Source organism: Micromonospora sp. NPDC047740 (genome assembly GCF_043204735.1).
Classification (GTDB): domain Bacteria; phylum Actinomycetota; class Actinomycetes; order Mycobacteriales; family Micromonosporaceae; genus Micromonospora.
In genome coordinates this window covers 11,679-34,206 of sequence record NZ_JBIDCT010000017.1, presented here as the reverse complement: position 1 = coordinate 34,206, position 22,528 = coordinate 11,679, and the positions used below count along the sequence as shown (strand labels likewise).

The following is a 22,528-nucleotide window of genomic DNA, read 5'->3' as shown; positions in this document are numbered from 1 at the left end:
GTGGAGTGAGGCACTAACGGTTGGGAGCGCTCCCACCTGCTGTCCGATGTTTCCAGCACCTTCGCCCACTGTCAATTGATCCGGCCCGATGCGCGCCAGCCCCGCGCGACAGTGAGATTCGCCGCGCCACGCCGGCATCATCCTGATCTCCTAGAGACAACTGCCGCCTTCGCCTGGCAGGCTGCCTCCCATGACCCTGAAGCTTCGTTCCGTGGGGGCGAGCGACCGTGGGCTGATCCGTAGTGGCAACCAGGACGCCCAGCACGCCGGCAACTGGCTGGTCGCCGTGGCCGACGGCATGGGCGGCATGGCGGCCGGTGACCTGGCCAGCCAGATCGCCATCGACGCGTTCGGCCCGCTGGACGTGGAGACCCCTGAGGACGCGTTGGTCGCCGCCCTCCAGAGCGGCATCGAGCTGGCCACCACGCGGATACGTCAAGCCGTCGTGGAGGACCCGGAACGCCAGGGCATGGGCACCACACTCACCGCGCTGCTCTTCGCCCGCACCGGAAGCTGCCTGGCCCTGGCCCACGTCGGCGACTCCCGGGCGTATCTGTTCCGCGAGGGCGTGCTCAAGCAGGTCACCCGGGACGACACGTTCGTGCAGATGCTGGTCGACCAGGGCGTGATCACCCCGGATCAGGCGAGCAGCCACCCCCGCCGGGCCGTGGTGACCCAGGCGTTGCAGGGTGACGAGGTCTCCCCGGCGTACGCGACGATGGTCCCCCGGGCCGGCGATCGCTGGCTGCTGTGCAGCGACGGCCTCTCCAACGTGGTCCGTCCGGACACCCTCGCCGAGGTGCTCCGCGAGTACCCCGACCGGGAGGCGTGCGCCCGCAAGCTGATCGACCTGGCGCTGCGGGCCGGCGGCCCGGACAACGTGACCGTGGTGATCGCCGACGTGGTGGACGAGTAGCCGCGGTCAGCCTCGGCGCGGCGCGGCCCGCCGGGTCGGCTCGGCGGTGGTCGGATCCTCCGGCCACGGGTGCCGCGGGTAGCGTCCGCGCAGCTCCGCCCGCACCTGCGGGTAGCCCACCCGCCAGAACGAGGCCAGGTCGGCGGTGACCGCGACCGGCCGGCCGGCCGGGGAGAGCAGGTGCAGCAGCACCGGCACCCGGCCGTCGGCGATCCGCGGCGCGTCCTGCCAGCCGAAGGTCTCCTGCAGCTTGACCGCCAGCACGGGGGCGGCCGAGTCGGCGTAGTCCACCCGGATCCGGGAGCCGCTGGGCACCGGCAGCCGTTCCGGCGCCAGCTCGTCGAGCCGGGCCGCCTGCCGCCAGTCGAGCAGCCGGCGCAGCGCCGCCGCGACGTCGATGCGGGCCAGGTCCGCCCGGCGCCGGGCGCCGGCCAGCTCCGGGGCCAGCCAGGTGGCCGCGCCGGCGAGCAGCGCCTCGTCGGACACGTCCGGCCACTCGACGCCGAGCGCCTGCCGGCAGAACGCCAGCCGCCGGCGCAGCGCGGTCGCCTCCGGCGTCCAGGTCAGCAGGCCCAGCCCGGCCTGGCGCAGCCCGGTGAGCACCGCCTCGGCCACCAGCTCCGGGTCGGGCGCCGCGAGGGGCCGGTCGACCAGCTCGATCGCGCCGAGCCGGACGACCTCCCGGGCCACCACGTCCCCGCCGGACCAGCCGACCTCCCGGTCGGCGCGGAGCAGGGGTCCGCCGGCCTCCCGCGCGGTCGCCTCGTCGACGGGGGTGGCGAGCCGCACCCGGGCGGTCGGCGCGCCGGGGGAGCGGTCGGCCACCGCGATCGCCAGCCAGGCCGAGCCGGCCAGCCCCGACCCGGCCGCCAACTCCGCCGCGGTTCCGCCCGCCATCAGGTACGCGGACCCGCCGGCCCGGCGCGCCCGGGCCAGCCGCTCCGGGTACGCCAGCCCCACCAGCAGCCCGGCCGCCAGGTCGTCGGGGAGGTGCTCCCCGGTGGCGTCCACGGCCGGCCGGCGGTGATCCCGGTCCACACGGGCGGCCGCAACCCGGGGGCGATCGGCTGGCGCGCTGCCCGGCGGCAGGGTGGCGCGGAGCCGGCGTACCTCGGCGCGCCAGCGGGCGGTGGCGGCCTGGTCCGTGCCGCCCCGCACCCGCCGCCACAGCGCGGTCAGATCGTCCCCCGCGCCGGCGAGCGTCTCGTCGGCGAGCAGGGCGACCACCTCGGCGGCCCGGTCGGCGCCGACCCGCTCCGCACCGTCGAGCAGCGCCCGGGCCAGCCGCGGGTGCGCGCCCGCCGCCGCGATGGCCCGCCCTCGGTCGGTGATCCGGCCGTCCGCGTCGACCGCGCCCAGCGTGGTCAGGGTCTCCCGGGCGACCGTGAGGGCGGCGGGCGGTGGCGGGTCGGGCAGCGCCAGCCCGGCCCCGTCCGGGTCACCCCACGCGGCCAGCTCCAGCGCGAACCCGGTCAGGTCGGCGGTGGCGATCTCCGGCTCCGGCTGCGGGGCGAGCCGGGCGTGGGTGGCCTCGGACCAGCACCGGTAGACCGCGCCCGGGCCCTCCCGCCCGGCCCGGCCGGCCCGCTGGGTGGCCGCCGCGCGGGACACCGGCACGGTGACCAGCGCGCCCAAGCCCCGGGCCAGGTCGGTGCGGGGCACCCGGCTCAGGCCGGCGTCCACCACCACCCGTACTCCGGGCACGGTCAGGCTGCTCTCCGCCACGGCAGTGGCCAGCACCACCCGCCGCCGGTCGACCGTTCCGGGGCGTGTCGCGGCGTCCGGCCGGGCTGCGCGGTCCGCCGCCGTTGCGCCTGGCGGCAGGATGTCCCCGGGCTGGGCCGCCGGCAGCCGCAGCGCGGCGTCCTGCGCCGCCCCGGGCAGCCGGCCGTGCAGCGGCAGGACCGCCACCGAGTCGGGCAGGTCGGCCAGGCGGGTGCCGACGGCAGCGATCTCACCGGCGCCGGGCAGGAAGACCAGCACGTCCCCGGCCTGCTCACGCAGCGCCCGGCGCACCGTGGCGGCCACGTGGTCCAGCAGCGCCGGCGCGACCCGGCCCGCGCCCGGCGCGGCGACCGGCCGGGGCGGGGGCGCCCAGACCCGGGTCACCGGGTGCAGGGCCGCCTCGGCCCGGACCACCGGCGCGGGCCGGTCGGAACCGCCCAGCAGCGCGGCGAACCGCTCCGCCTGCGGGGTGGCCGACATCGCCACCAACCACAGCTCGGGCCGGAGCGCGCCCCGGGCCTCGACGCCGAAGGCCAGGGCCAGGTCGGCGTCGAGCTGTCGCTCGTGGACCTCGTCGAGCAGCACCGCGCCGACGCCGGGTAGTTCCGGATCGTGGTGCAGCCGTCGGACCAGCAGGCCGGTGGTGACCACCTCGACCCGGGTCTGCGGACCGACTCGGCGCTCGCCCCGGACGGCGTACCCGATCCGGCCGCCGACGTGCTCGCCGAGCAGGGCGGCCATCCGGTGCGCGGCGGCCCGGGCGGCCACCCGGCGGGGCTGGGCGATCACCACCCGGCCCGGGACCGCGTCGGCCACCGCGAGCGGGGCGAGGGTGGTCTTGCCGGTGCCGGGCGGCGCCACCAGGACCGCCGTGCCGGCCGCGCGCAGCGCCTCGACCAGCGCCGGCAGCACCGCCCGGACCGGCAGGTCGAGGGCTACGTCGGAGAGCACCGATCCACTCTCGCATCCGGCGCCTCAGGCCGGGCGCACCCCGTCCACGCCGGCGACGAAGGCCGCCCACGCCGCCGGCCCGAATACCAGGACGGGACCAGGGCGGTCCTTGCTGTCCCGCACGGCGATCCGACCGCCCACGGCGGCGACCTCCACGCAGTTGCCGTTGCCACTGCTACGCGTGCTGGTGCGCCAGCCCGCCCCCGACAGGTCGAGCCCCATCCCCGTTACCTCTTCTTCCGCCGGCGTGCCGCCGAGCGGTCACGCAAAGTTACGAGAAGCGTCCTCCAGACGGGCCAAAGACGCCGCCGGATCCAGTGCCATCCGGCACAGCTCCTCATGCAGCAGGCTATACCGTTGCACCTGCGCAAGCTCCTCCAGAGCCAGTCCCATAGTGAGATTGTCCAGGTAGACCACGGAGGCGTCGGCCGCGTCGGCGAAGCCGAGGATGACGTAGGAGGTGCTCATCGCCGGGTGACCACCGGCACTGAATGGAAGTACGTGGATGGTTACATTGGGTAGTTGAGCGAGTCGTGCCATGTGGGTGAGTTGATCGGCCATCACCGCCGGCCCGCCGACGGCGCGCAGCAGCACCGCCTCGTTGAGCACCACCGACAGCCGTACCGGTGCCTCCCGGTGCAGCACCTCCTGCCGGCGCAGCCGGGCGGCGACCTTGCGCTCGACGCCCTCCTCGCCCGCCGTGACCCGGTAGATCTCCCGGGCGTACGCCTCGGTCTGCAGCAGCCCCGGCACCGCCTCAGCCTCGTACGTGCGCAGCGTCGCCGCCTCGGCCTCCAGCCCGACGTAGAACTCGAACCACTCCGGCAGGACGTCGCTGTAGTTCTGCCACCAGCCGCGCTGCTGCGCCCCCCGGGCGATCTCGATCAGCGCCTCGGCGTCCGCGCCGGTCACCTGGTAGAGCGCGAGCGCGGCCCGGACGTCCCGCGGTTTGATGCCGATCTGCGCGTTCTCAATGCGGGAGAGGTTGCTCTTCGACATGTCGAGCTGGCGCGCGGCCACGTCGAGGGTCATCCCCGCGCGTTCGCGCAGTTGGCGGAGTTCCCGGGCGATGCGGCGGCGACGAACGGTGGGACTGGCGGTCACGCCGTCGAGTTTGGCACGCCAAGATCCGCAGCTCACGCCGGGCGCGGATTGCAACCGTGAAATTCGGGAGTTGCATCCCCGGAGCTTCGCGGTGCATTCTCTTCCCGGTATCAGCCGTCATCTGTGGACAGCCGGGAGGCTCGTTTGCTCATCGCTGACGAGTTCTTCCTGATCGCGCACAACGACAGCCGGGGCAAGGCCAGACTGCACCCGGCCGCGACGGGGCTCGGCCTCGCCGCCGGCCTCCTCGGCGAGTTGATCCTTTTTCGACGGATCACCGTCGCCTCCGGACTGATCACCGTGCTCGACCGCCGGCCGCCGGCCGACGCGCTCGCGCACACCGTGCTCGACCAGCTGATCGGCGAGGCCCAGCACCGGGCAGTCCGCACCTGGCTCAGTTTCCTGGCCCAGACCGGCGTGACCACGGTCGGCGAGCGGCTGGCCCGCGCCGGGGTGCTGCGCCGCCAGGAGAACCGGCGTCTCCTGCGGACGAGCCTCAGCTACGTTCCGGTCGATCTGAACGCGGCCGCCTGGCCGGCGGCCCGGCTGTGGACCCTGCTGGAACGCCCGGAGCCCATCGCCGTGCCGGACGCCCTGCTGCTCGGCCTGATCGCCGCCACCGGGTTGACCCGCGAGGTGCTGTTCAGCGCCGGACCGCAGGCCCACCACCGGCTGAGCGGGCTCATCCCCACGCTGCCCGCGCCGCTGAAGGAACTGGTCGGGCACACCGAGGCCGCCGTCGGTGCCGCGGTGCTGCGCGGCATCCCCTGACCTCCGGGTCACCGCCCCCATTCCTCCCCCTCCACCGGAGCAGCCCCCATGCCCCCTGCAGCCACCGTCGAGCGTCCCAGCAACGTCTCCGAGGCCCTGGCCCGCGGCCGGCTCGGCATACCGTCGGTCGTCTTCTTCGTCCTCTCCGCCGCCGCCCCGCTGACCGTGGTGGCCGGCGTGGTCACCACGGGGTACGCCGTCACCGGCGTCACCGGCATCACGCTGGCGTTCCTGGCGGTCGCGGTGGTGCTCACCCTCTTCGCGGTCGGCTACGTGGCGATGGCCCGCCGGCTGACTAACGCCGGCGCGTTCTACGCGTACATCGCCCGTGGGCTCGGTCGGCCCGCCGGGGTCGGTGCGGCGTGGGTCGCGCTGATCGCGTACAACGCGCTGCAGGTCGGGCTCTACGGCGCGATCGGCGCGGCCGCCGAGCCGGTGCTGGACCAGCTCTTCGGCGGTTCACCCGCCTGGTGGGTGGTGGCCCTGGTCGCCTGGGCGCTGGTCGCGGTGCTGGGCGTGCTCCGGGTGGACGTGAACGGCCTGGTGCTCGCCGTGCTGCTGCTGGCCGAGATCGCAGTCATCCTCGTCTTCGACCTGGCGCAGGTCACCCACCCGGCCGGCGGTTCGGTCAGCTTCGCCACCCTGTCGCCGGACAATCTGCTGGTGCCGGGGGTCGGCGCGATCCTGGTGCTGGCCACGACCGGCTTCACCGGCTTCGAGTCGGCGGTGGTGTTCAGCGAGGAGAGCAAGGACCCGAAGCGGACCGTCCCGATGGCCACCTACCTGTCGGTGGCCATCATCGCCGGTCTGTACGCCTTCTCGGCCTGGACGATGACCGTCGCCACCGGACCGGACCGGATCGTCGACGCGTCCCGGGAACAGAGCACGGGGCTCATCTTCAACCTCGCCGGCGCGCACCTCGGCGACACCGCGGTGACCATCGGCCAGGCGCTCTTCCTCACCTCGCTGCTGGCGGCGATGATCTCGTTCCACAACACCACCGCCCGGTACGCCTTCGCGCTCGGCCGGGAGCGGGTGCTGCCGGCACTGTTCGGGCAGACCTCGCCGCTCACCGGGGCGCCGCGGGCCGCCTCCCTGGCGCAGAGCGCCCTCGGCCTGGTCGTGATCGTCCTCTACGCGGCCGCCGGCTGGGACCCGCTGGTGCAGCTGTTCTTCTGGGGCGGCACCGGCGGCGGGTTCGGGGTGTTGCTGCTGATCACCGCCACCGCGGTCGCGGTGATCGCCTTCTTCGCCCGAACCCGCACCGAGGAGACGTTGTGGCGGCGGGTCGTCGCCCCCGCCCTCGCGGCGATCGCGCTGGTCGCCGTCATCGTGGTCGCGGTGGACAACTTCGCCATCCTGCTCGGGGTCGCCCCGGACTCGCCGCTGCGCTGGGTGATCCCGGCGGTCTACCCGGTGGCGGCGCTGCTCGGCCTGCTCTGGGGGCTGGTGCTGCGCCGCACCCGGCCGGCCGTGTACGCCCGGATCGGGCTGGGCGCGGAGAGCGCCGTCGTCGCCGCGCCGCGGACGGCCGACGAGGTGACGCCGCCGGCGGCGGAGGTGACGGCATGAGCGAGCGTCAGCGAGTGAATCGTCAGTGCGGTGCTGTGGTGCCTCATGGCGGCGCCGAGCGGAGCGAGGTGACGGCATGAGCGAGGTGCCGATCGAGCGGCTCGGCCCGGCGGAGACCCGGTCGGTCGCCGAGCGGATCGCCCGGGCCTTCCGGCTGCTGGCCGTCACCCGGTGGCTCGTGCCGGACGAGGCGAAGCGGGAGGCGGTGCTCGCCGACAACTTCGAGATCCTGGTCGACCACGCGATGCTGCACGGGATCGTGCACGGCACCGCGGACCGGGCGGGCGTCGCGGTCTGGTTCCCGCAGGCCGGCGAGCCGGCCCCGCCGCCGGCCGACTACGACGCCCGGCTCGCCGCCGCCTGCGGCGAGTGGACGCCGCGGTTCCAGCATCTCGACGAGCTGTTCGAGGCACACCACCCGCACGCCGACCACCACCATCTGGCGTTTCTGGCGGTCGCGCCGGAACGCCAGGGGCGGGGCCTGGGCAACGCGCTGCTGCGGCACCATCACGGCCTGCTCGACGCCGACGGCGTGCCCGCATATCTGGAGGCGAGCAGCGAGCGCAGCCGCGACCTGTACGCCCGGCACGGCTACCGGGCCGCCGAGCCGTTCCGCGTTCCCGACGGCGCCCCCTTCTATCCGATGTGGCGCGACCCGGTCGGCTGAGCGGTGCGCGCCGCCGATGCGCGGCTGGCCACGCGGCCCGGGGCGACGGGCGGGAAACCGGGTACGGCCCGGTCGGCGAACCGCCGACCGGGCCGCGTGGACGCGACGGTGGTCGGGCCCGCCGGCCCGACCACCGTCGTCCACCCCGTCAGTACGCTCCGTCGAGCTGCCCGCGCAGCCTCGTCAGCGCCCGGGCCAGCAGCCGGGACACGTGCATCTGTGACACGCCGATCTGCTCGGCGATCTGGGACTGGGTCAGGTTGCCGTAGAACCGCAGGGTGAGGATCTTCTGCTCCCGCTCGTCGAGCGTGGCGAGCGCCGGGCCCAGGGCGACCCGCAGCTCGGCCAGCTCGAATTCGCCGTCCTCGCCACCGAGCATGTCGCCCAGCTCGGTGGCCCGGTCGCCGTCGCCGGTCGGGGTGGACAGCGACACCGCGTTGTAGGCGCGGGCGCCTTCCAGGCCCTCCAGCACCTCTTCCTCGGTGAGGTTGAGGTGGGCGGCGATGTCGGCGACCGTCGGCGAGCGGCCGAGGGTCTGCAGCAGCGCGCTGTTGGCGTCGGAGATGGCCAGCCGCAGCTCCTGGAGGCGCCGGGGCACCCGGATGTCCCAGGTCCGGTCGCGGAAGTGCCGCTTGAGCTCGCCGATGATGGTCGGGATGGCGTAGCCGGCGAAGTCGACGCCCCGGGAGGGGTCGAACTTGTCGATCGCCTTGATCAGCCCGACGGCGGCGGTCTGCGCCAGGTCGTCGGTGGGCTCGCCCCGACCGCTGTAGCGGTGGGCGAGGTGGTTTGCGAGCGGCAGCCAGGCCTCGATCGCCCGGTCGCGCAGCGCGGGGCGCGACGGGTGGTTGACGGGCAGCGCCGCCATCGCGTTGAGCAGGTCGGCGGCGCTGTCGGTGAGCGCGCCCGGGTCGAGCTTTCCGGTGGTGGACGGTGTGGTCGCCTGCTCGCTGATCGTGTGCGCGGTCATGGTGGTCCTCCCTGCACCTCGTCCGCGGAGGAAAGGCGTGACGCATGGGTTCAGCTTCAGTTCGTACGTTCGGGAGCCACCGTAACCCGATCGTCCGAAAGAAATCTAGCCGAAAGTACGATGTGCTTATGGGATTTTGATTATCCTATCCGGCGGCACCGGACATAGCGGGCCGGCGGCGGCCCGCAGTCCGAGTCCGTTTCGGGTGTCCGCTTCGTCAGTGCAGCTCAACCGATGGGTCAATGGAGAAGCCGACAATCAGCTCGCATTGCCGACTTTCGGTCGTTGTCCCGCTGACGAGACCGCCCGTAGCGTCACGGGGTAGCCGTATACGGAGGCACCCCGTGCTCGACCCCGCCGCTCCGCAACTCGTCCTCAACGCCCGGATGCTGCAGTTCAGCTGGCTCCCGGCGGACCCCGACGCGGTCGCGGCGGTACTGCCCGCCGGGGTGTGTCCGAGCCCCGACCGCCAGGTGTTCTTCTGTCAGTACGTGGTGGACGACGCGGCGCAGACCTCCGGCCTCGGCGCGTACTCCCTCACCTACCTCGGCGTCGCGCTTGACGGCATCGAGCCGCCGGCCGCGGGGGACACCCCCGGCGGCCTGTGGATTCACTACTTCGCCTCCAGCCCCCGGGTCCGCGACTACGCCGCCGCCCGGGGCGTCCCGGCCACACCCGGGGAGACCCGGCTCGACCTGCGGGGCGAGCAGTTGACCGCGGAGACCCACGCGGATGGGGCTGCGCTCATCCGCACGATCGCCCGCGTCGGCGACACCGGCTGCCAGGTGTTCAGCGGGCACCACCGCTACCTGACCGCCTGGGGCGGCGGGCTGCTCAGCGCCGAATTCCCGTACGTGGCCGAACCGGTGACCCCGTTCGAGGTCGAGTCGGTGGAGTTCCTCGTCCCGGCACACCCGGTCTATCCGTTACGCCCGGCCAACCCGCTCACCATCTGCGGCGGCCTGTACTCGCCCCGGGTGTCGTTCGCGTACCCGGCGCTGCCGGTCGCGCTGGACCAGCCGCCGGCCGCCACCGGCCTCCGGCCGGTGCCAGTCGGTGAAGAACAGGTGGTCACCGGCCTTTAGCGTGGCCGCCTCGCGGACCAGCCGATCAAAGTGGGCAGCGCCGTGAATGAGCGGCTCGGCGAGGTTTCCGCTCGTCCAGACGGGTAACACAGATCCCGGGTTGGCGCGTTCCGGTGCGGTGAGGAACCAGTCCCGCAGCGCCACGTTCCAGCCTCCCGAGGTCGACCCCGACCTCACGGTAGGCCCCCCGAGACGGCCCCGCGCGCTGACCGCCCCTGGTCGGCCGCCCCTCCCGTGGGTCCCGCCGCGACCCTGTACCGCCCCACGGAGGAGGCCGCACCATGTCCGCCGAGACGACGAACACCGTGACCGAGCACCGCGCGCCGGCGGTGGAGGGGGAGCGGGGTGCGCTGGTGGCGGTCTTGGTGATGGTGATCCTCGGCGTGGCCGGCATCTTCGCCGTCTCCTGAGCGCCGGCGGGCGCCCCGGGTTGCCCCGGGACGCCCGTGCGGCGCGGATCCGTCAGGGCCGGGAGCCCTCGCCGTCGGTGTGCGGCATCCGCCCGGCCGGGATCACGCCGAGCCGGCCGGCCTGGAAGTCCTCGAATGCCTGGACCAGCTCGTCCCGGGTGTTCATCACGAACGGGCCGTAGTGCGCGACCGGCTCCCGGATCGGCTGCCCGCCCATGATGTAGAGCTCCAGGGCCGGGGTGTTGCCGTCCTGCTTCGCGTCGGCGGTGACCCGCAGCGCGTCGCCCGGGCCGTGCACCGCGAGCTGGCCGAGGTGGATCGGGCGGCGGTCGCTGCCCACCGTGCCCCGGCCGGCCAGCACGTAGACCAGCGCGTTGAAGTCCGGCCGCCAGGGCAGGCTCAGCTCCGCGCCGGGCTGCAGCGTCACGTGCGCGATGGTGATCGGGGTGTGGGTCGAGCCCGGGCCCTTGTGCCCGGCGATCTCCCCGGCGATCACCCGGATCAGCGCGCCGCCGTCGGGCGTGGTCAGCAGCGCCGATTCCCGGCCGCGGATGTCCTGGTAGCGCGGCGGGTTCATCTTCGCCACCCGAGGCAGGTTGACCCAGAGCTGGAGGCCGTGGAAGAGGCCGCCGCTCATCACCAGGTGCTCCGGTGGCGCCTCGATGTGAAGCAGGCCGCTGCCGGCCGTCATCCACTGGGTGTCGCCGTCGGTGATGGTCCCGCCGCCGCCCTGCGAGTCCTGGTGGTCCATGATCCCGTCGATCATGTAGGTCACCGTCTCGAAGCCGCGGTGCGGGTGCCAGGCGGTCCCTTTCGGCTCGCCCGGTGCGTAGTCGACCTCGCCCATCTGGTCGAGGTGGATGAACGGGTCCAGTTCGGTCAGCGGCACGCCGGCGAAGGCCCGGCGGACCGGGAAGCCCTCGCCCTCGTACCCGCTCGGGGCGGTGGTCAGCCGGCGGACCGGACGGAATGTGGTGGACTCGTCCAGCCGCGGCAGGCGAGGCAGGACGAGGACGTCGTCGACGGTGATGGCGGGCATCGCGGGCTCCTTACTTGTCGGCCGGGGTGGACGACGCGTCGCGGTCGGCGCGCAGGCGCCGGCCGAGCCGCTCGAAGACCCGGGTGAGGCAGGCGACCTCGGCGTCGTCGAGGTCGTCGATCAGGTGGGTGCGCACGGAACGCAGGTGGTCCGGCGCGGCCCCGCGCAGCGCCAGCAGGCCGGCCGCGGTCAGCACGGCCTCGCTGCCGCGTCGGTCCTCCGGGCAGGACTGCCGGGCGACCAGGCCGCGCTTCTGCATCGAGGAGATCTGGTACGTCAGCCGGCTCGGCGAGAACACCAACCGGCTGGCCAGCTCGCCCATCCGCAGCCGCTGCCCCGGCGCCTCGGAGAGTAGGACCAGCACGTGGTAGTCGGCGAAGCTCAGCTCGCTGTCGGCGCGCAGGTCGTCCTCGAGCTGGGTGAAGAGCCGCTGGCTCGCCTCGATGTAGGCGCGCCAGGCGTTCATCCGCTCGGGGCTCAGGCTCTCGGTCACGGCTACGAGAGTAGCACTACTTCAAATTTAAACAAGTGCCGTGGAGTGCGTGTGAGCGGCGCGACAGCGAGTGGTGCTGGGAAGGAGTTTGGAATTTGAAACAGATCCGAACGCCGCTGCCCGGGCTAGGGTCGGGGGGTGGATGATCTCGACCTGCTCGACTGGCGGGAGCGGGTGGCCCGGCTCTACCTCTCCGACCTGGACCTGGCCGGGTTCCGGGCCGCCCGCGACGACCTGTTCCGCTCGCACCCGTGCAGCCCGCTGCCGGCCGCCGACCGGGCCGGCTTCCCCGGGCTGCGCTGGTTTCCGCCCGATCCGGCGGCCGTGGTCGAGGCGCCGCTGCGGCCCGCCTCAGGCGCGGAGACCATCGACACCGGCGGGCCCGACGGGGTCGTCCGGTACCGCCGGGTCGCGGTGGCCGAGACCCCGTGGGGCCCGCTCACCGTGTGGTGGATCGAGGCGTACGGGGGCGGGCTGTTCGCGCCCCTGCGCGACGCCACCTGCGGCGCCGAGACCTACGGCGGTGGGCGCTACCTGACCGACACGGTGAAGGGCACCTTCGGGCGCGGCCTGACCGTGCTGCCCGGCGGGCGGGTCCGCCTCGACGCCAACTACCTCTACAACCCGAGCTGTGCGTACGACGACCGCTGGGCCTGCCCCCTCGCCCCGCCGGAGAACCGCCTCGACGTCCCGATCCGGGCAGGCGAACTGGCGTACCGCCCCTGAGACCTGGCCCGCTGTCCATTTCTAGCGGTGATCATGAGGTTGGCGGGGAGTTTGATCTCTAGGAGTGCCGCTAACCTCATGATCAACCTGGCGGCGGTTGCGGGTTTCGGGGGCGGCCCAGGCGAGGAAGCGGTCGAAGAGTTCCGCCGGGGACGGGGTGGCATTCGGGTTGAGCTTCACCAGGTCTCCGGTGGCGTCGAAGAGCAGGCCCGCCAGGTAGACCGAGAGGGCCACCCGATCCCGCCGGTACTCCATCAGCAGCAACAGCCGGGCAGGCTGGCACGGCCAGGGTGCGGCGCAGATCCGGCACAGCCACCGGGGCCGCATGGGCAGGTGCGGGCGCACGGCCCGACGCTGGCGGTCGTGCAGGGGGACGGTCACCTGCTCATGGTGATGCAAGGTGTTGACTACGTCAACGGCCTGCGTAGTTGTCGTCGTCTAGGCACATCGCCGCTGTCATCGTCAACATGTGGAGCTTGTCGGCGTGTCGGAGATCCGGGTGATGCTCGGCGGTGTCTCCCGGCAGCGCGCCTCGGTGATCGCCAACCAGCGGAACTTCCCCGAGCCGGTCGCCGTTCTGGCGATGGGCAAGGTGTGGCGGAAGTCGGACGTGGAGCAGTGGATCCGGGAGCACCGGCCGGATCTGTCGACAGACTGAGGAGAGGGCCCCGCGCGGGGCCCTCTCGGCTGGTGCCGGTCGGCTAACGGGCGGTCGCGCCGGTCGGCGTCAGGTGCATCCGGCCGAGCAACTGTCGGGCCTGGTCGGCCAGGTCGGCGTGCACGGTCACGGCGTACTGGCTGGCGCGCAGCGAACTGGCCGAGGTGAAGTCCCGCTGGCCCCCGGTCATCGCGTGGACCACCGCGCCGAACACGGCACCCCAGATCGCGCCGATCACCAACCCGACCACGATCACCGCGAGCCAGTTCCCGGCGGTGAAGATGCCGAACAGCAGGCCGATGAAGAGCCCGAACCAGGCGCCGGTCCCCGCGCCGATCAGCGCGGCCCGGCCCGTGGTCATCCGGCCCATCACCGTCTCCACCAGGGTGAGGTTGGTGCCGATGATCGCCGCGTGTTCCACCGGGAACCGGTTGTCGGCCAGATAGTCCACCACGCGCTGGGCGGACGGATAGTCCGGGTACGTGCCGATCGTGACGGTCGGCGGACCCGGCTCCGGCCCGTGGCCGTCCCCGCTCGGCGCGGCCGGTTGTCCGCCCGGGCCGGACGGGAGGTTGGAGCCGCCCGGCATCCCGGGCCGCCAGGCGGGGGACGGAGTCGAGGGTCTGGTCATGAGCGTCCTCCTTCGTCGACCGCCCGGTTTCCCACCCATGACGGGCGGTAACGCCGGGGCCGTCGCCGCACATGCCGCCGGTCCAGCCGGGTAGGCAGGGTCGTGGAGAGCGGGCGGATAGCCGAGCACGGGTTCCTGGCGGACGGTCTCAGCGCGGCACTGGTCGACCGGGCCGGTGCGGTCAACTGGTGGTGCCCACCGCGCTTCGACGGGCCCTCCGTCTTCGGGCGGCTGCTGGACGACCGCGCCGGGCACTGGACCATTCGCCCCGAGGACGACTTCACCACGGAACGGTCCTACCTGGACGACACGCTCGTGCTGCGTACCGTCTTCACCACCCGGACCGGCTCCGTGGCGGTGACCGACGCGTTGGCGCTGGAGTCCGGGGCGTGCGGCCACGAGATCGGACTGCGTTCACCGCGTGTTCTCGCGCGGCTGGTCGAGGGACTCACCGGCGAGGTCCCGATGCGGGTGCAGTACCAGCCCCGCTTCGAGTACGGGCGGGTCAGCGCGTACCTCACCGAATCCGACGGGCAGATCCAGGCCACCGCCGGCACCTGCCGGTTGAACCTGCGGGCCAACGTTCCGCTGGACCTCGGGGACGGTGAGGCCACCGGGCGGTTCACCGCTCGTGCCGGCAGCCGCCACCATTTCACGCTCGGCCACGCCGACACCTACTCCGGCCGTCCACCCGACGTGCCCGACGCCGACCGGGTGGTGGCCGACACGGTCGCCGGGTGGCGGTCCTGGGCCGACCTGCATCGCGACCAGTACCAGGGCGAGTATCGCGAGCAGGTGCAGCGCAGCGCGATAGTGGTGCAGGGGATGATCTACCAGCCCAGCGGCGCGGTGGTCGCCGCGGCCACCACCTCGCTCCCCGAGGAGTTGGGCGGTGACCGCAACTACGACTACCGCTTCGTCTGGGTACGCGACTTCAGCCTCACCCTCCAGGCGCTCTGGCGGGCCGCCTGTCCGGACGAGGCCAACCGGCAGTTCGCCTGGGTGTCCCGGGCCATGGGCCGGATCGGCGACGAGCCGGTGCCGATCATGTACGGCGTGCACGGGGAGCGGGACCTCACCGAACACCAGTTGGACCATCTCTCCGGATACGCCGGCAGTCGGCCGGTCTTCATCGGGAACGACGCGTGGCGGCAGCGGCAGACGGACGTGCTCGGCGAGATCCTCGACGCCGCCTGGTTGATGCGGCACTACCTGGACCCGATGTCCCCCGAGGTCCGCCAGTTGCTGCACGCCCTGGCGGTCCGAGCGGTCCGGGACTGGCACCGGCCGGACGCCGGGATGTGGGAGGCGCGCGACGCCGAGCGGCACTACCTGTCGTCCAAGGTGCAGTGCTGGACCGCGCTGGACCGGGCGGTCCGCTTCGGGCGGCGGATTGGCGACGACGCCGACGTGGCCCGCTGGGCGGCGGCCCGGGACGAGGTGCGCCAGGCGGTGCTTACCCGGGGCTGGAACGACCGGCTCGGCGCGTACACCGGGGCGTTCGACTCGGACGAGTTGGACGCCTCCGTGCTGATCATGCCGCTGGTCGGTTTCCTGCCGGCCGACGACCCGCGGATGCGGTCGACGATGGACGCGGTGGAGCGCCGGCTCTCCCGGGATGGCCTGCTGCGGCGCTGGGACACCGACCCGGCGGGCTTCGTGATCTGCTCGTTCTGGCTGGTCAGCTGCCTCGCCGAGGCCGGCGAGCTGGACCGGGCGCGGCGGCTGTTCGAGCAGCTCGCCGCCCGGCTCAACGACCTCGGCCTGTACGCCGAGCAGATCGACCAGGCCACCGGCGAGCAGCTCGGCAACTTCCCGCAGGCCTTCTCGCACATCGGCCTGATCAACGCCGCGGGCCACATCACCGAGGCCGCCGAACGGTTCGAGCGGGAGGCCGTGCCGACCGGTACGGCGACCACGGAGGGAGCACGCGGATGACGGGACGACTGGCGGGCAAGACCGCCCTGATCACCGGCTCGGACTCGGGCATCGGCCAGGCCACCGCCATCGAGTTCGGCCGGGAGGGCGCCGACGTGGTGGTGCACTATCTCCACGACCACGCCGGGGCGAACCACACCAAGGCGGAGATCGAGAAGGCCGGCCGGCGGGCCGTGGTGGTGCAGGGCGACATCAGCGTGGAGCACCAGGTGGAGGCGATGTTTGAAGAGGCGCTGGCCGAGTTCGACACCCTGGACGTGTTGATGAACGACGCGGGCGTCGACGCCTCCGGCATTCCGGTTGCGGACCTGGACACCGAGACCTGGGACCGGTGCATCCGGACCAACCTGTACGGGATGTTCTTCTGCTGCCGCCGGTTCGTCCGGCACCGGCGTGACCAGGGCGGGCACGGGAAGATCATCAACATCACCTCGATCCACCAGGAGGTGGCCCGGGCCGGCGGCTCCGACTACGACGCCAGCAAGGGCGGCATGCTGGAACTGGCCAAGAGCCTGGCCCTCGAGGTGGCGCCGATGCACATGAACGTCAACAACATCGGCCCCGGGATGGTGCTCACCCCGTTCAACCAGCGGGCCATCGACGACCCGAAGTACCTGGAGGAACAGGTGCAGAGCATCCCCTGGAAGCGGGCCGCGAAGCCGGAGGAGATCGCCAAGGTGGCGGTCTTCCTGGCCAGCGACGACGCCGACTACGTGACCGGGTCGACGTACTTCATCGACGGTGGCCTCATGCAGAACCAGGGCCAGGGCGCCTGACCCCGTCCGCCGCCCCGCCCCGCCCGTCGCCCCGCCCGCGCCGGCGATCATGAGGTTGGCGGCGGAGTGGATCTCCCCGAGTGCCGCCAACCTCATGATCGACGCGGAGACGGGCGGGGTGGGGGAGGATCGGGGGGTGGAGTTGGTGGTTACCGCGGATACGCATGTGCCTAAGCGGGCGCGGGATCTGCCGTCGACGCTCTGGGCGGCGATCGACGCCGCCGACGTGGTGCTGCACGCGGGGGACTGGGTGGACGTGTCGCTGCTGGACGCGATGGCGGCCCGGGCCCGCCGACTGATCGGCGTCTACGGCAACAACGACGGGCCGCCGCTGCGGGCCCGGCTGCCCGAGGTGGCCCGGGTCGAACTGGCCGGGCTGCGGGTGGCGGTGGTGCACGAGACCGGGCCGAAGACCCGCCGGGAGGAGCGCTGCGCGGCCGCCTACCCCGACTGCGACCTGCTCGTCTTCGGGCACTCCCACATCCCGTGGGACAGCGTCGCCCCGAACGGACTGCGCCTGCTCAACCCCGGCTCACCCACCGACCGTCGGGCCCAGCCGTACGCGACGTACCTGACCGCGCGGGTGGCGGCGGGGCGGCTCGACCGGGTGGAGCTGCACCGCCTGCCCCCGCGCTGACTCGCACCGGCCGCGACCGGGGGAGCTCGTCGATCCGCCGGGATGGCGCCTCGGCCAGCCCTCCGGTCCGGAGGCCGGCACGCCGCCCGCCGCTTACGATCATGCGGTGGCGGCGGACCGGGCGGGTGTGGTGGTGGTCGGCGCGGGCATCGCCGGGGTGGCCTGCGCGAACGAGCTGACTCGGGCCGGCATTCCGGTGGAGGTCCGCGAGCGGGCCCGGGTCACCGGCGGGCGGATGGCCAGCAAACGCTTCGACGGCCGCCCCGCCGACCTGGGGGCTGCGTACCTCACCGTCGACGACCCGGACTTCGCCGACGTCGTCGACGGCTGGCGGGCCGCCGGCCTGATCCGGCCGTGGACCGACACCCTGATCGCGTACGGCCCAGAGGGGCGGTGCGAGGTCGCCGGGCCGGTGCGCTGGGCGGCCCCGCACGGGCTGCGCTCGCTGGTCGAACACCTGGCCCGGGACCTCACCGTGGTGCACGACCGGCTGGTGATGACCGTGGCACCGGGGCCGCGGGTGGACGGCCGGGCGTGCGAGGCGGCGGTGCTGGCCATGCCGGGCCCACAGGCAGCCCTGCTGCTCGACCCCGCACTCGCGGCGGCGACCCGGGCGGTGGCCGCGCAGCGCTGGTCGTCGGCGCTGGCCGCGGTGCTGCGCTTCCCGGCCCGCCGCTGGCCCGACTTTCGGGGCGCCTTCGTCAACGGCCACCCGCTGCTGCGTCTGGTCTGCGACGACGGCGACCGGCGGGGCGACGCCGCGCCGGTGCTGGTCGCGCACACCACCCCCGAGTTCGCCGCGGCGCACCTGCTGCAGCCCACCGCCGCCGGCCCGTCGATCGAGGAGGCGGTCCGCGACCTGCTCGGCCTGCCCGAGCCGGCCGAGCTGGTGCACGTGCACCGCTGGACGTACGCCACCCCCACCGACGGCGGTGACGGCGCCTACCACCTGGACGACGACGGGATCGGCGTTGCCGGGGACGCGTTCGGGCGGCCCCGGGTGCAGAGCGCCTGGCGCTCCGGCCGCGACCTCGGCCGAGCGCTCGCGACCCGGCTGCGCACCGACCGCCGCTGACCGGGCCCGGTCAAGATCCGCCTACCTCCGGGGAGGTTGCTGCGTCCCGGCGCGCTGAGGCGGCAACCTCCCCGAAGTTGCTGGCAGCCCCCGGCCAGCGGGGACGCCGTCCAGCGTGGGTTCGGGCGCGCGGTCGCGCGCCGCAGCGTCGTGGCTCCGTTCGCCCGCCCGGTCGAGCAGCTGCATGACCGGGGTGGCCGCGATGCCGTGCCCCACCACCGAGACGATCACCACCAGGCCGACCGTCGCCCAGAGCAGCTCGGCCTGCGGGAAGTCGATCTGGCTGGTCGCGTAGGCCAGGTAGTAGAACGAGCCGACGCCGCGGATGCCGAACAGGGCGATCACCCAGTGCTCGGCCGGCCGGCCGGGGGCGCCGCGCAGCGACAGCCACCCGGACAGCGGCCGGATCACGAGGAGCAGGGCCAGCCCGACCACGGCCGCCGGCCAGGTCAGCGGGGCGAGCAGGCCGCCGACCACCGCACCGCCGAAGAGCAGCAACAACAGCACGGTCAGCAGGCGCTCGACCTGCTCGGCGAAGTCGTGCAACACGGAGTGGAACTCGTGGGTCCGCTCGGCGGCCCGGATCGCCCGGGCGGCCACGAACACGGCCAGGAAGCCGTATCCGCCGGCCACCTCCACCAGCCCGTACGCCAGGAAGGTGGCGGCCAGCACCAGGAAGCCCTCGGCGTGCCGGGCGAGCCGCAGCTGGCTCGGCGCCCGGAAGAAGAGCTTGCCGAGCAGCCAGCCGATCAGCAGCCCACCGGCGAACCCGACAGCGATCTGATAGAGCACGTGCACGGTGAACCAGCGGGCCAGCCAGTCCGCCGGGGCGAGGCTGGTGGTGGCGATGGCGATGGCCGCGTACACGAAGGGAAAGGCCAGGCCGTCATTCAGCCCGGCCTCGGAGGTGAGGGCGAAGCGGACCTCGTCCTCGGAATCCTCCACGTCGGTCGGCTCGCCCACCTGCACATCGGCGGCGAGCACCGGGTCGGTCGGGGCGAGCACGGCGCCCAGCAGCAGCGCCGCCGCCGGCACCAGGCCCGCCCACCACCAGCCGAGCAGCGCCACCGCCGCGATGCACAACGGCATGGCGATCGCCAGCAGTCGCCAAGTCGACGCCCAGCGGACCGGGCTCAGCGGCCGGTCGATTTTCAGTCCGGCGCCCATCAGCGCCACGATCACGCCGATCTCGGTGAGGTGGGTGGTTACCTCCGGCCAGCGCAGCGGGTCCGGCGTCGGCAGCCCGGTGGGCAGGAGGAACACCAGCATGCCGAGCCCGAGGAAGGCGATCGGCATGGACAGCGGCCGGCGTTCCAGGACCCGCGGCAGCACCCCCGCGAGCAGCGCACCGGCGCCCAGCAGCGCGATCGCGACATCCACCGGTTCCACGGCACCACCCTCCCGCCGCCCGCGGCGGCCAGGTGGTCACCAGTGCCCCGTAATCCGGTCCGCCATGCCTCCGGGTCCGGCTTGTCCCGGGTGCGACCCGCCACCGTCCCGCCGGTCTCAGCCCAGGGCCGCGAGGGTGCTCTCACCGAGCCCGTCGAGCAGCGCCGCCGGGTCGTCGTACACCGCCACCGCGCCGGCCGCCGCCAGCTCCGCCCGGCTGGTGCCGCCGCAGGTCAGGCCGATACAGGGGATGCCCAGGCGGCCGGCCGCCACGACGTCCCAGACCGAGTCGCCGACGAACACCACGCGTTCGGCGGCCAGCCCGGACTGGTCCAGTGCGGCGACCAGGATGTCCGGAGCCGGCTTGCTCTCCCGCGCGTCGGCCGAGGACGTGACGGTGTCGATCACGTCGTCCGCGTCGAGCGCGGCCCTCAGCGCGGCCACCTCGGGTTCGGCCGCCGAGGTGGCCAGCACCACCCGCAGCCCGCGCGCCGCGCAGGCGCGCAGCAGGTCCACCGCCCGTGGCAGCGGTGTCAGCCGCTCCCAGTACTCGGCGTAGCTGACGTCGTGCCCGTCGCGCAGCTTGCCGTCGGCGTCCCGGTCGCGCTCCGGCCCGAGCAGGTGGTCGAGGAGCTTGTCCGAGCCCATGCCGATGGACCGGTGGATGGTGGCCATCGGTACCCGGTGGCCCGCCTGTCGCAGCGCCTCCCACCAGCTCACCGTGTGCAGGTACGTGGTGTCGACCAGGGTGCCGTCCACGTCGAAGAGGACACCTCGGCGGTTGTCGCTCGGCATGGCTCCCCTCCTACCCGCCCGCGCCGTCGCCGACGCGCGACTCAGGTCGCGGGAATAAGGATCTCGAACCAGACGGTGGACCCGCGCACCGTCGGGTCGGTGCCCCAGGCGTCGCTCAGCTCCTCGATCAGCCCCAGCCCGCGCCCCCGGCTGCTCAGGGTGTCGGTCTGGGCCCGCGTCACCTGACCCCGGGTGCCCGAGTCGGCCACCGAGACCAGCAGCCGTTCCGCGGTCAGGTCGATCTCCACCCGGGCGGCGGTCCCGGCGTGCAGCAGGGCGTTCGTGGTCAGCTCGCTCGTGCAGAGCACGGCGGCGCCGACCACCGACTCGGGCACCTGCCACTCGACGAGCTGGGCGGTCAACCAGTGCCGGACCCGGCTCGGCGCGGTCGGCTCCGCCGGCACCGCCATGCTGGCCGAGCGGCTCGGCTTGACCGCGTGCTCCACGGCGAGCACCGCCACGTCGTCCTCCGTCGTGCCGGGCACGGCGGCGGTGGCCACCGCGCAGAGCGCCCGGGGGTCACCGCTGGTCGCCGCCGTCACCGCCGCGGCCAGCCCGGCCAGCCCGGCACCGAGGTCCTGACCGCGCCGCTCCACCACCCCGTCGCTGTACAGCAGCAGGGTGTCGCCGGGGTGGAACGCCACGGTGGCCGTCCCCGACTGGTGGCCCAGCCCCAGCGGCGGGCTGGGAGGTACCTCGACGTACTCGGCCGCCGGACCGCCCACCGGCGGGCAGCGCCGGATCAGCGGGGCGGGATGGCCGGCGCTGGCCAGGGTGATCCGTTCCCGGTCGGTGTCGATGACCCCGAACACCACGGTGACGAACAGCTCCTGCGTCCCGCGCTCGGCGCCCAGGCTGGCAACGAGCCGGTCCAGGCCGGCGAGCACGGCGTCCGGCCGCGGGTCGGTGAGCGCCAGCGCGCGCAGCGCGGCGCGGACCTGCCCCATCCGGGCGGCGGCCTGCACGTCGTGTCCGGCCACGTCGCCGAGGACCACCCCGAGCGCGCCGCTGGGCAGCAGGAACGCGTCGTAGAAGTCACCCCCGGCGGCGTTGCCGTCCACGCCGGGGTCGTACCGCGCGGCGATCCGCAGCCGGGGCAGGTCCGGTAGCTGCTCGGGGAGCATGCTGCGTTGGAGCAGCTGGGCCGTGCCGTGCTGGGTCTCGAAGCGGCGGGCCCGCTCGGCGGCCTGGCCGACCAGCTCCGCAGACGCGGCGAGCAGCGCGCGCTCCGCCGGCGACCAGGGGTGCGGGGACTGGTAGCCCACGGTGACCGCGCCGCGGATCACCGCCGAGCGCAGCGGCAGCGAAGCGAGCGACCGGATCTTCTGGTCGTGCCGGTCAGCCGCGGTGTCCCGCAGCGGCTGCCCGTCGGTGGTGAACACGGGCACGCCACTGCGGGACGTCACCACGATCGGGACGGGCGACTCGGCCGGTATCCGGCGCCACAGCGGCGGCAGCCGCTCGTCGGCCTCGTCCAGCAACTCGCCGCGGACCCGGCGGACCATCCGCCAGGCCGACCCGTCGTCGACCATGAAGGAGACCCGGTCGGCGTCGAACGAGTCGAGGCAGTAGCGGAGGGTGACCCGGGCGACGTCGTCCAGGGTGAGGGTGCCGGAGAGCGCGGCGGCGAAGTCGCTGAGGCTCTGCAACTGCTGGGTGACGTGGGTGGTCTGCGCGGCCACGCTGAGCACGCCGATGATCTGGCCGGCGCTGTCCCGGACGGGCGAATAGCCGCGGGTGAACACCGGTGGCTCGGCGGCCCCGGCCCGGTGCCGGTCGACCGGCAGCACGGCCTCCCGTTCCAGGAACGGCTCGCCCTGCCGGTACGCCCGCCCGATCACCTCCCCGGCGTCCGGTTCGTGCCAGATGTCGGCGAACACCTCCGCCGCCGGCCGCCCGAGCGCCTCCGGATGCCGCGCGCCGATCAGTTCGGCGTACCCCTCGTTGTAGAGCAGGACCAGGTCCTCGCCGTAGAGCAGGGCCATCGGCACGGGCGAGGCGAGCACGAGGTCGACCACCGCGCGGACGGCCGGGTCCCACTGCTCGGGTGCGCCGAGCGGCATGCCGGCCCATGAGTGCGCCGCCCCGGCGGGGGACGCGGCGGCGCCCGAGCCCATGGGCGCCCCCGAGGTGGGGGCTGATGGCGTGGGAACCCGCCCGACCGTGCCTGGCATGACCGCAGCCTATCCGGAGAGTGTCG

22 protein-coding genes and 1 pseudogene are annotated in these 22,528 nt (G+C 73.7%); 12 read left to right on the top strand and 11 right to left on the bottom strand.

From position 1 onward, the window contains the following. The first annotated feature begins 190 nt into the window (after window positions 1-190). Complete coding sequence (locus tag ACGF4F_RS27730) at window positions 191-916, top strand: protein phosphatase 2C domain-containing protein (RefSeq protein ID WP_357441207.1); 726 nt, start codon at window positions 191-193, stop codon at window positions 914-916. 6 nt (window positions 917-922) lie between these two features. On the opposite strand, the pseudogene ACGF4F_RS27725 reads toward ACGF4F_RS27730, so the two are convergent. The 3 genes and pseudogenes from ACGF4F_RS27725 to ACGF4F_RS27715 all read right to left on the bottom strand — a co-directional run. After that, a pseudogene (locus tag ACGF4F_RS27725) lies at window positions 923-2,671 on the bottom strand (ATP-dependent helicase C-terminal domain-containing protein); the annotation flags it as partial. A 945-nt stretch (window positions 2,672-3,616) separates the two neighbouring features. After that, on the bottom strand, window positions 3,617-3,814 hold the full coding sequence (locus tag ACGF4F_RS27720; RefSeq protein WP_357441204.1) for a DUF397 domain-containing protein: 198 nt from the start codon (window positions 3,812-3,814) through the stop codon (window positions 3,617-3,619). A gap of 39 nt (window positions 3,815-3,853) precedes the next feature. After that, complete coding sequence (locus ACGF4F_RS27715) at window positions 3,854-4,696, bottom strand: helix-turn-helix transcriptional regulator (RefSeq protein WP_357441202.1); 843 nt, start codon at window positions 4,694-4,696, stop codon at window positions 3,854-3,856. Between the two features lie 144 nt (window positions 4,697-4,840). Here ACGF4F_RS27715 and ACGF4F_RS27710 point away from each other — a divergent pair, with 144 nt between their 5' ends. From ACGF4F_RS27710 to ACGF4F_RS27700, 3 genes are all read left to right on the top strand, one after another. Next, window positions 4,841-5,467: a GPP34 family phosphoprotein gene (locus ACGF4F_RS27710; protein ID WP_357441200.1), complete on the top strand. Its 627-nt coding sequence runs from the start codon at window positions 4,841-4,843 to the stop codon at window positions 5,465-5,467. A 48-nt stretch (window positions 5,468-5,515) separates the two neighbouring features. Next, the gene (locus ACGF4F_RS27705) at window positions 5,516-7,039 is read left to right on the top strand and encodes an APC family permease (RefSeq protein WP_393081731.1); all 1,524 of its coding nucleotides are present in this window, start codon (window positions 5,516-5,518) and stop codon (window positions 7,037-7,039) included. Window positions 7,040-7,115: 76 nt separating this feature from the next. Next, window positions 7,116-7,706: a GNAT family N-acetyltransferase gene (locus tag ACGF4F_RS27700; protein WP_357441195.1), complete on the top strand. Its 591-nt coding sequence runs from the start codon at window positions 7,116-7,118 to the stop codon at window positions 7,704-7,706. Between the two features lie 148 nt (window positions 7,707-7,854). On the opposite strand, the gene ACGF4F_RS27695 is transcribed toward ACGF4F_RS27700, so the two are convergent. Beyond that, window positions 7,855-8,676: a SigB/SigF/SigG family RNA polymerase sigma factor gene (locus ACGF4F_RS27695; RefSeq protein ID WP_357441193.1), complete on the bottom strand. Its 822-nt coding sequence runs from the start codon at window positions 8,674-8,676 to the stop codon at window positions 7,855-7,857. 344 nt (window positions 8,677-9,020) lie between these two features. Here ACGF4F_RS27695 and ACGF4F_RS27690 point away from each other — a divergent pair, with 344 nt between their 5' ends. Next, a complete protein-coding gene (locus ACGF4F_RS27690; RefSeq protein ID WP_357441190.1) occupies window positions 9,021-9,761 on the top strand; it encodes a hypothetical protein in 741 nt (246 codons plus the stop codon). 281 nt (window positions 9,762-10,042) lie between these two features. Beyond that, window positions 10,043-10,171 carry a hypothetical protein gene (locus ACGF4F_RS27685; protein WP_357441187.1) on the top strand — a complete coding sequence of 43 codons (129 nt, stop codon included), beginning with the start codon at window positions 10,043-10,045 and terminating at the stop codon, window positions 10,169-10,171. A 52-nt stretch (window positions 10,172-10,223) separates the two neighbouring features. On the opposite strand, the gene ACGF4F_RS27680 is transcribed toward ACGF4F_RS27685, so the two are convergent. Both ACGF4F_RS27680 and ACGF4F_RS27675 read right to left on the bottom strand, forming a co-directional pair. Further along, window positions 10,224-11,210, bottom strand: coding sequence for a pirin family protein (locus ACGF4F_RS27680; RefSeq protein WP_357441184.1), 987 nt, complete (start codon window positions 11,208-11,210; stop codon window positions 10,224-10,226). Window positions 11,211-11,220: 10 nt separating this feature from the next. Beyond that, a complete protein-coding gene (locus tag ACGF4F_RS27675; protein ID WP_357441182.1) occupies window positions 11,221-11,703 on the bottom strand; it encodes a MarR family transcriptional regulator in 483 nt (160 codons plus the stop codon). 138 nt (window positions 11,704-11,841) lie between these two features. Between ACGF4F_RS27675 and ACGF4F_RS27670 the strand changes: the two genes are divergently transcribed. Continuing rightward, window positions 11,842-12,429, top strand: a complete 588-nt coding sequence (locus ACGF4F_RS27670; protein ID WP_357441179.1) for a DUF1684 domain-containing protein — start codon at window positions 11,842-11,844, stop codon at window positions 12,427-12,429. A 21-nt stretch (window positions 12,430-12,450) separates the two neighbouring features. Here the strand turns inward: ACGF4F_RS27670 and ACGF4F_RS27665 are convergent, their stop codons facing one another. Further along, window positions 12,451-12,810, bottom strand: coding sequence for a hypothetical protein (locus tag ACGF4F_RS27665; RefSeq protein ID WP_393081724.1), 360 nt, complete (start codon window positions 12,808-12,810; stop codon window positions 12,451-12,453). Between the two features lie 88 nt (window positions 12,811-12,898). On the opposite strand from ACGF4F_RS27665, the gene ACGF4F_RS27660 reads away from it, so the two are divergent. Further along, complete coding sequence (locus ACGF4F_RS27660; RefSeq protein ID WP_357441177.1) at window positions 12,899-13,087, top strand: hypothetical protein; 189 nt, start codon at window positions 12,899-12,901, stop codon at window positions 13,085-13,087. A 43-nt stretch (window positions 13,088-13,130) separates the two neighbouring features. Here ACGF4F_RS27660 and ACGF4F_RS27655 read toward each other — a convergent pair whose 3' ends face one another. After that, complete coding sequence (locus tag ACGF4F_RS27655; RefSeq protein WP_357441174.1) at window positions 13,131-13,718, bottom strand: general stress protein; 588 nt, start codon at window positions 13,716-13,718, stop codon at window positions 13,131-13,133. Window positions 13,719-13,820: 102 nt separating this feature from the next. Between ACGF4F_RS27655 and ACGF4F_RS27650 the strand changes: the two genes are divergently transcribed. The 4 genes from ACGF4F_RS27650 to ACGF4F_RS27635 all read left to right on the top strand — a co-directional run bounded on the left by ACGF4F_RS27650 (window position 13,821) and on the right by ACGF4F_RS27635 (window position 18,144). Next, the gene (locus tag ACGF4F_RS27650) at window positions 13,821-15,656 is read left to right on the top strand and encodes a glycoside hydrolase family 15 protein (RefSeq protein ID WP_357441171.1); all 1,836 of its coding nucleotides are present in this window, start codon (window positions 13,821-13,823) and stop codon (window positions 15,654-15,656) included. After that, the gene (locus ACGF4F_RS27645; protein ID WP_357441168.1) at window positions 15,653-16,432 is read left to right on the top strand and encodes a glucose 1-dehydrogenase; all 780 of its coding nucleotides are present in this window, start codon (window positions 15,653-15,655) and stop codon (window positions 16,430-16,432) included. The genes ACGF4F_RS27650 and ACGF4F_RS27645 overlap by 4 nt, the downstream gene beginning before the upstream one ends. A 136-nt stretch (window positions 16,433-16,568) precedes the next feature. Next, the gene (locus tag ACGF4F_RS27640; protein ID WP_357441165.1) at window positions 16,569-17,069 is read left to right on the top strand and encodes a YfcE family phosphodiesterase; all 501 of its coding nucleotides are present in this window, start codon (window positions 16,569-16,571) and stop codon (window positions 17,067-17,069) included. Window positions 17,070-17,196: 127 nt separating this feature from the next. Further along, window positions 17,197-18,144, top strand: coding sequence for an FAD-dependent oxidoreductase (locus ACGF4F_RS27635; protein WP_357441427.1), 948 nt, complete (start codon window positions 17,197-17,199; stop codon window positions 18,142-18,144). Between the two features lie 21 nt (window positions 18,145-18,165). On the opposite strand, the gene ACGF4F_RS27630 is transcribed toward ACGF4F_RS27635, so the two are convergent. From ACGF4F_RS27630 to ACGF4F_RS27620, 3 genes are all read right to left on the bottom strand, one after another. After that, window positions 18,166-19,533 carry a cation:proton antiporter gene (locus ACGF4F_RS27630; RefSeq protein ID WP_393081718.1) on the bottom strand — a complete coding sequence of 456 codons (1,368 nt, stop codon included), beginning with the start codon at window positions 19,531-19,533 and terminating at the stop codon, window positions 18,166-18,168. 117 nt (window positions 19,534-19,650) lie between these two features. Beyond that, window positions 19,651-20,328 (bottom strand): HAD family hydrolase, encoded by a 678-nt coding sequence (locus tag ACGF4F_RS27625; protein WP_393081715.1) that lies wholly within the window; start codon window positions 20,326-20,328, stop codon window positions 19,651-19,653. Window positions 20,329-20,369: 41 nt separating this feature from the next. Next, window positions 20,370-22,502, bottom strand: coding sequence for a SpoIIE family protein phosphatase (locus ACGF4F_RS27620; RefSeq protein WP_357441156.1), 2,133 nt, complete (start codon window positions 22,500-22,502; stop codon window positions 20,370-20,372). Between the last annotated feature and the right edge of the window lie 26 nt (window positions 22,503-22,528).

Bases quoted from the DNA above. Each gene is read 5' to 3' on its own strand.
- ACGF4F_RS27730 (WP_357441207.1), top strand. From the start codon at position 191: ATGACCCTGAAGCTTCGTTCCGTGGGGGCGAGCGACCGTGGGCTGATC.
- ACGF4F_RS27720 (WP_357441204.1), bottom strand. From the start codon at position 3,814: ATGGGGCTCGACCTGTCGGGGGCGGGCTGGCGCACCAGCACGCGTAGC.
- ACGF4F_RS27705 (WP_393081731.1), top strand. From the start codon at position 5,516: ATGCCCCCTGCAGCCACCGTCGAGCGTCCCAGCAACGTCTCCGAGGCC.
- ACGF4F_RS27700 (WP_357441195.1), top strand. From the start codon at position 7,116: ATGAGCGAGGTGCCGATCGAGCGGCTCGGCCCGGCGGAGACCCGGTCG.
- ACGF4F_RS27695 (WP_357441193.1), bottom strand. From the start codon at position 8,676: ATGACCGCGCACACGATCAGCGAGCAGGCGACCACACCGTCCACCACC.
- ACGF4F_RS27685 (WP_357441187.1), top strand. From the start codon at position 10,043: ATGTCCGCCGAGACGACGAACACCGTGACCGAGCACCGCGCGCCGGCG.
- ACGF4F_RS27680 (WP_357441184.1), bottom strand. From the start codon at position 11,210: ATGCCCGCCATCACCGTCGACGACGTCCTCGTCCTGCCTCGCCTGCCG.
- ACGF4F_RS27655 (WP_357441174.1), bottom strand. From the start codon at position 13,718: ATGACCAGACCCTCGACTCCGTCCCCCGCCTGGCGGCCCGGGATGCCG.
- ACGF4F_RS27645 (WP_357441168.1), top strand. From the start codon at position 15,653: ATGACGGGACGACTGGCGGGCAAGACCGCCCTGATCACCGGCTCGGAC.
- ACGF4F_RS27625 (WP_393081715.1), bottom strand. From the start codon at position 20,328: ATGCCGAGCGACAACCGCCGAGGTGTCCTCTTCGACGTGGACGGCACC.
- ACGF4F_RS27620 (WP_357441156.1), bottom strand. From the start codon at position 22,502: ATGCCAGGCACGGTCGGGCGGGTTCCCACGCCATCAGCCCCCACCTCG.